7 protein-coding genes are annotated in these 6,000 nt (G+C 71.7%); 4 read left to right on the top strand and 3 right to left on the bottom strand.

The features are described 5' to 3' along the window. Positions 1-48 precede the first annotated feature (48 nt). Positions 49-708 (top strand): hypothetical protein, encoded by a 660-nt coding sequence (locus FS825_RS04750; protein ID WP_144711349.1) that lies wholly within the window; start codon positions 49-51, stop codon positions 706-708. Positions 709-850: 142 nt separating this feature from the next. On the opposite strand, the gene FS825_RS04755 is transcribed toward FS825_RS04750, so the two are convergent. Both FS825_RS04755 and FS825_RS04760 read right to left on the bottom strand, forming a co-directional pair. Further along, positions 851-1,531 (bottom strand): response regulator transcription factor, encoded by a 681-nt coding sequence (locus FS825_RS04755; RefSeq protein WP_144711350.1) that lies wholly within the window; start codon positions 1,529-1,531, stop codon positions 851-853. Continuing rightward, positions 1,528-2,694, bottom strand: coding sequence for a sensor histidine kinase (locus FS825_RS04760; RefSeq protein ID WP_144711351.1), 1,167 nt, complete (start codon positions 2,692-2,694; stop codon positions 1,528-1,530). The genes FS825_RS04755 and FS825_RS04760 overlap by 4 nt, the downstream gene beginning before the upstream one ends. A 156-nt stretch (positions 2,695-2,850) precedes the next feature. Here FS825_RS04760 and phoU point away from each other — a divergent pair, with 156 nt between their 5' ends. Then, the gene (gene phoU, locus FS825_RS04765) at positions 2,851-3,522 is read left to right on the top strand and encodes a phosphate signaling complex protein PhoU (protein ID WP_144711352.1); all 672 of its coding nucleotides are present in this window, start codon (positions 2,851-2,853) and stop codon (positions 3,520-3,522) included. A gap of 61 nt (positions 3,523-3,583) precedes the next feature. Beyond that, on the top strand, positions 3,584-4,132 hold the full coding sequence (locus FS825_RS04770) for a P-loop nucleotide/nucleoside kinase family protein (RefSeq protein ID WP_144711353.1): 549 nt from the start codon (positions 3,584-3,586) through the stop codon (positions 4,130-4,132). A gap of 67 nt (positions 4,133-4,199) precedes the next feature. Here FS825_RS04770 and FS825_RS04775 read toward each other — a convergent pair whose 3' ends face one another. Further along, positions 4,200-4,946: a phosphoglyceromutase gene (locus tag FS825_RS04775; protein ID WP_144711354.1), complete on the bottom strand. Its 747-nt coding sequence runs from the start codon at positions 4,944-4,946 to the stop codon at positions 4,200-4,202. A 57-nt stretch (positions 4,947-5,003) separates the two neighbouring features. Here FS825_RS04775 and FS825_RS04780 point away from each other — a divergent pair, with 57 nt between their 5' ends. Next, positions 5,004-5,780 carry a class I SAM-dependent methyltransferase gene (locus FS825_RS04780; RefSeq protein ID WP_144711355.1) on the top strand — a complete coding sequence of 259 codons (777 nt, stop codon included), beginning with the start codon at positions 5,004-5,006 and terminating at the stop codon, positions 5,778-5,780. The last annotated feature ends 220 nt before the right edge of the window (positions 5,781-6,000 follow it).

Consider the following 6,000-nt stretch of genomic DNA (forward strand, 5'->3'; position numbering starts at 1 on the left):
ATGGCACCGGGCCGACCGGTCCACATCGTGATCTTCCGGAGGAATCTCTTGCGAGCTCGGGTACTCGTGTCCGTCGCCGTTGCGGCAACCATCGCGTTCGGCGCCACCGGCTGCGAGTTCATGTCGCCCGCGCAGACCGCCGAGATCAAGCAGATCACCGACGGCGTGAACGCCACGACCGGCAAGGTCGACATCCGGAACGCGCTGCTCATCGCGGACGACGCGGACGGCGCCCGGTTCGTCGGCACGATCGTGAACAACGCGGACGACGACGTCACCCTGTCGATCGAGGTCGGCGGCGACACCCAGACGGTCACGGTCCCGGCGAACACGCACATCGACCTCGGTGCCGCTGCGGCCCCGTCCGCCCAGGCAACCTCCCCCACCGAACAGGGCGAGACCACGCAGGGCACGAAGGCCGGCCAGTCGCGGGAGGTCGTGTTCGACGACGCCGACACGACGCCCGGGTCGCTCGTCAAGGTCTACTTCTCGTACTCCGGCGCCGAGGGCGTCTCCGCGAGCGTGCCGGTGCTGACCAGCGCGCAGGAGGAGTACGCCACCCTCGCGCCGAGCCCCACCCCGACGAGCACCGCGACCTCCCCGTCCGAGAACGGCACGCAGCCGACCGGCGACGCGACCGCCCCGGGGACGCAGTCCGGCGACTCCCAGACCGACTCGTCCAGCGGCGACTCCGGCACGAACGGCTAGTCGCACCAGACGCACGCACAGGAGGCGCGGTGCGGGTCCCACGGACCCGCACCGCGCCTCCTGTCGGTTGCGCGTGAGCGCGCCGGTCGAGTCAGCGCGCCGCTCGCGTCAGCCCGCCGGTCGCGTGAGCGCGCCGCTCGCGTCAGCCCTCGATGCGGTAGCCGAGCCCGCGGACCGTCACCAGGATCTCCGGCGCGCTCGGGACCCGCTCGATCTTCGACCGGATGCGCTTGATGTGCACGTCGAGGGTCTTCGTGTCCCCGAAGTAGTCCGAGCCCCAGACCCGGTCGATGAGCTGCCCGCGGGTGAGCACCCGGCCGGCGTTCCGGAGCAGCAGCTCGAGCAGCTCGAACTCCTTGAGCGGCATCGGCGTCTCCGAGCCGTCCACCTGCACGGTGTGCCGTTCGACGTCCATCCGGATCCCGCCGACCTGCAGGATGCCGCTGTCCGCCGGGTCGTCCTCGGTGCGACGGCGGAGCACGGCCCGGATGCGGGCGAGGAGCTCCCGGGTCGAGTACGGCTTCGTCACGTAGTCGTCGGCGCCGAGTTCGAGTCCGACGACGATGTCCACCTCGGAGTCCTTCGCGGTGAGCATGATGATCGGGATGCTCGAGCGGGTGCGGATCTGCCGGCACACCTCGGTGCCGCTCAGCCCCGGGAGCATGAGGTCGAGCAGCACCAGGTCGGGGTTCTCCGCGTCGAACTTCGACAGGGCGGTCACGCCGTCCGCGGCGACGGTCGTCTCGTACCCCTCCCGCTGCAGCAGGAACTCCAGGGGCTCGCTCAGGGCCGGCTCGTCGTCGACGATGAGGATCTTGGTCACGATGGCTGCTCTTCCAGTTGCTCTTCGAGTGCTGTGGTCAGTTCCGGGTCCGCCTCGGGCAGACGGATGGTGAAGGTCGAGCCCTTGCCGGGCTGCGACCAGACGCGCACGTCACCGCCGTGGTTGCCCACGACGTGCTTGACGATCGCGAGGCCCAGGCCGGTGCCGCCCGTGGCGCGGGAGCGTGCCGGGTCGACGCGGTAGAACCGCTCGAACACGCGGTCGAGGTCCGCTTCGGGGATGCCGACGCCCTGGTCGGTCACGGCGATCTCGACGAAGCCCTTCGCGGACCGGACGCCGACGCCGACGCGGGTGTTGTCGGGCGAGTACTTCACGGCGTTGGCGATGAGGTTCGACACCGCGATCTGCAGCAGGCCGGGGTCCCCCATCACCCGGAGCTTCGACTTCTTGGCCCGCACGATGTCGATGTCGCGGGCGCGCGCCACGACCTCGTTCGCGTCGACGGCGACCTGCACGATGCGGTCGATCGACGTCTCCTCGCTGTTCTCCAGCGCGTCGACGGACTGCAGTCGCGAGAGCTCGATGATGTCCTTCGTCAGGGCCGCCAGTCGCTCGGACTCGGTGAGGAGCTGCGCGGCGAACTTCCGCACGTGTTGCGGTTCGTCCGCGGCGGCGACGAGGGTCTCGGACAGCAGCCCGATCGCGCCGATCGGGGTCTTCAGCTCGTGCGAGATGTTCGCGACGAAGTCCCGCCGGACCTCGTCGATGCGCCGGGTCTCGGTGAGGTCGTCCGCCGTGACGAGGACGTAGCGGTTGCCGAGCTGTGCGGCGCGGAAGCTCAGGTAGCCGATCTGGTCGCTCCCCCGGCCGCGCGGGAGCTCGAGGTCCTCGGCGCCCATCTCGCCGCTGCCGCGCACCCGGTCGACGAGGTCGGCGATCTCCTGGTGCACGAGCTTCCGCCGCACCACCAGTCCGACCGTCAGCGCCTGTGGGGATGCGGCGACGACCGTGTTCGACGGGTCGACCACCACGGCCGGGTTGTGCATCGTGGCGATGACCGCGGCGACGCCGTCCGGCAGCGTCCGTTCCGCCACGTCGGCCGCTCGGGCCGTGCGCTCGGCGGTGATGATCAGCACCACGACGCCCGCGCCGAAGACCCCGCCGAGGAGCATCGACAGTGGCACGAGCCACGCGTTGTCCATGCCGCCAGTGTAGGGATGGTCACACCGGGTTCGGGTGCCGTTCACCCCCGTTCGCGGCCGTTCCGGCTCCGGATCGCGAAGCGTTCAACCGGACGTCACCGTTCGTTCACCTGGGCTGACGACACTCGTCCGGTACGCAGAGAGAGGTACTCCCCCATGCGCGAAGTCTTCCAGCAGGAGCTCCAGGACGTCCAGGAGCGACTGACCGAGATCGCCGGGCTCGTCGAGTCCGCCATCACCCGAGCCACGCAGGCCTTCGGCGACTCCGACGTCGCCCTCGCCGACGAGGTGATCGCCGACGACGCGAAGATCGACGAGGCGGCGAACAGCCTCGACGAGATCGCCATCGACATCCTGGCCCGGCAGGCGCCGGTCGCCCGCGACCTCCGGGTCGTCGTCACCGCCCTGCGCGTCAGCTCCTCGCTCGAGCGCATGGGCGACATGGCCGAGCACATCGCCCAGCTGGCCCGGCAGCGCTTCCCCGAGAAGGTCGTGCCGAAGGGCCTCCGCGGCACCTTCAAGGAGATGGGCAAGCACGACGTCGCGATGGCGCAGAAGCTCACCCGCCTGCTCGCCACCGAGGACATCGCGCTCTCCGCCGAGATCCGCGACGAGGACGACGCCGTCGACGAACTGCACGCGAGCGTCTTCGACTTCGTGCTCGGCGAGACCTGGAAGGGCAACCCGGTCGACACCGTGGACGCCACGCTGGCCTCCCGCTACCACGAGCGGTTCGCGGACCACGCGGTGTCGATCGCGAAGAAGGTCGAGTACCTGGCCACGGGCGACTGGGCGGGCGCCTCGAGCGTGACGGTCTCCCCCGCCTGACCGGTCCGGCCGCGTCCGGTCGCGTTTTGCGATCGGGGTCGGCGGACGGGAGGATCGTGGCATGGCTCAGGTCGCGATCATCGTCAACGGGATGCCCGGTTCGGGCAAGAGCACGGTTGGCGCCGCTCTCGCCGAGGTGCTCGGCTGCCCCTTCCTGTCGAAGGACCGCATCAAGGAGCCCCTCGCCGACATCGTCGGGCCGATGATCGCCTCGCGGCCGCTCGGCGCGATCGCGATGGAGACGATGTGGTCGATGGCGGCGGCCGTCGAGAACGGGGTCGTCCTCGACGCCGTCTGGCTGCCGTCGCGCGACCGTGCCCTCCTGGAGGCGCGGCTCGCCTCCGCCGGGTCGCCCCGCGCCGTCGAGGTGTGGTGCCACGTCGACCGTGCCACCGCCGACCAGCGGCTGCGGGACCGGTACGAGCCGGGCACCGTGCCGGTGCGCCACGACGTGCACGGCGACCTGGCCGGCGTGCTCGGGTTCTGGGACGAGCACGGCGCGACGGCGGAGCCGATCGGGCTGCCCGGCGTCCCCGTGGTGCGGGTCGACACCACGCAGCCGTACGACGTGGGCGCGCTCGTGCAGAAGATCGCCTCCCACTTCGTCTGACCCGCACGACGTGACGAACGCCCCGCCCGGACTGGTCCGGACGGGGCGTTCGTGTGTCGCGCCGGGGTTACTTCTTCGCGCCCTGGGCGGCGACCGCGGCAGCACCGGCGGCAGCGGCTTCGGGGTCGAGGTAGTACGCCGGCTTCGTCGGGCGGAACTCGTCGTCGAGCTCGTACACGAGCGGGATGCCCGTCGGGATGTTGAGGCCCGCGATGTCGTCGTCGGAGATCCCGTCGAGGTGCTTCACGAGCGCCCGCAGCGAGTTGCCGTGCGCCGTGACGAGGACGGTCTTGCCGGCGCCGAGGTCCTTCGTGATGTCCGACTCCCAGTAGGGCAGCAGCCGGTCGATCACGAGCTTGAGCGACTCGGTGCGGGGCAGCTGGTCGCCGAGCTCGGCGTAGCGGCGGTCCCCGGCCTGCGACCACTCGGCGTCGTCGGCGATGGGGGGCGGCGGGACGTCGAACGAACGACGCCACTCCATGAACTGCTGCTCGCCGTACTCGGCCAGCGTCTGCGCCTTGTCCTTGCCCTGCAGGTCGCCGTAGTGACGCTCGTTGAGTCGCCAGTCGCGCTTCACCGGGAGCCAGGCGAGGTCGGCCTCGAGCAGGGCGATGTCGGCGGTCTGGATCGCCCGCGTGAGGAGCGAGGTGTACAGGACGTCGGGGACGATGCCCGACTCGGCGATGAGTTCGCCGGCGCGCTTCGCCTCCTTCTCGCCCAGCTCGCTGAGCCGGACGTCGACCCAACCGGTGAACAGGTTCTTCTGGTTCCAGTCACTGTTGCCGTGACGGAGCAGGACGAGCGTGGAGGTCATGCCCAGGAGTCTACCGAGCGCCGTGCCCCGGGTCTCCGGCCCCGTAGCCTTGTCCGCATGCCCATCGGGAACGTGACGCGCGGGACGACCGGGTACAACCGGCTGCGTCGTGTCGACCGGTGGATCGCCGCGCTCCCGGCGCTCCGTCGGACCAACGACCCGCTCGTCGCCGACGTCGGGTACGGCGCCTCGCCGACGACGGCCCTGGAGCTCCGGGACCGGCTGGCCCGGGTCCGCCCGGACGTCGAGGTCACCGGCATCGAGATCGAACCGGCACGCGTCGCCCTCGCCAACGCCGGCGCCCGGGACGGCGTGACCTTCCGCCTCGGCGGCTTCGAGACGCCGACGCCCGGTGGCCGACGCCCCGTCGTGATCCGCGCGTTCAACGTCCTGCGACAGTACGACGAGTCCGCCGTGGTCCCCTCGTGGCGGATCATGCAGGACCGCCTGCAGCCGGGCGGCGTCCTCGTCGAGGGCACCTGCAACGAGGTCGGACGGGTGGCGTCGTGGGTCACGCTCGACGACGTCCGGCCGGTGTCGTTCACGGTGTCGCTCCGGCTCGCCGGCCTCGACGTGCCGTCGGTCGTCGCGGAACGGCTGCCGAAGGCGCTCATCCACCGGAACGTCCCCGGGGAGCGGGTGCACGCGTTCCTCCGGGACCTCGACCTGGCGTGGGCGGTCGCCGCACCGCTCGGCACGTACGGACCCCGGCAGCGGTGGATCGCGACGGTGCGCGGGATGCGGGACCGCGGGTGGCCGGTGCTGCACGGCGTGACTCGCTGGCGGCTCGGCGAGCTCAGCGTGCCGTGGGACGCGGTCGCGCCCGCCGCCTGACCCGCGCGCACGCCGGGGTCGCCGGGCTCGCCGGGCTCGCCGGGGGTCGCCGGAACCAGGTTCCGGCCGCGGAACCGCGGAACGGACGACCGGAACGCGGTGCTGTGCCCGGAACCTGGTTCCGGGCGGGGTGCCGGCGCGAGCGGGCGGGGTGCCGGCGCGAGCGGGCGGGGTGCCGGCGCGAGCGGGCGGGGTGCCGGCGCGAGCGGGCGGGGTGCCG

Source organism: Curtobacterium pusillum (assembly GCF_007680845.1).
GTDB classification, from domain to species: Bacteria; Actinomycetota; Actinomycetes; order Actinomycetales; family Microbacteriaceae; genus Curtobacterium; species Curtobacterium pusillum_B.